This window comes from Gluconobacter sp. P1D12_c (assembly GCF_018812105.1).
Taxonomy (GTDB): domain Bacteria; phylum Pseudomonadota; class Alphaproteobacteria; order Acetobacterales; family Acetobacteraceae; genus Gluconobacter; species Gluconobacter oxydans_A.
The window spans coordinates 1-428 of record NZ_JACSIQ010000533.1; the positions used below are offsets into that span (position 1 = coordinate 1).

Annotated in this window: 1 protein-coding gene; it reads right to left on the reverse strand. The window is 59.1% G+C overall.

The genetic code is table 11. The features are described 5' to 3' along the window. On the reverse strand, nt 1-428 hold a 428-nt coding region (locus KP705_RS18025; RefSeq protein WP_215765286.1), incomplete at both ends, for a transposase.

The window sequence follows — 428 nt, forward strand, 5'->3', positions numbered from 1 at the left end:
CGACGGCATGGTTCCATCGTCCTGCCGCTTCGCTTTCGTGAACTTCAGCGTCCAGCGCGCATGGCGATCCTTGTGCGACAGCTTTGACGGCTTGTCCTGCCAGTCTTCGGGAATACGGCCTGCCCGGAGATCGGCTTTCTCGGCGTTCGTGTTGCGCTGCTTTGGAGCCGCCACCAGCGTTGCATCCAGGATCTGGCCCGACATCGGCAGATAGCCGGCGTGCCGCAGGGTCGCGTCAAAACGGTTGAACAGACCCTCGATCGCTCCCACCTGCGTCAGGCGCTCACGGAACAGCCAGAGTGTTTTGGCATCAGGAACACGATCTGAAAGCCCCAGCCCAAGGAAGCGCATGAACGACAGGCGATCGTTGATCAGATATTCCGTCCGCTCATCAGACAAATTGTTCAACGTCTGGATCACCAGGATCT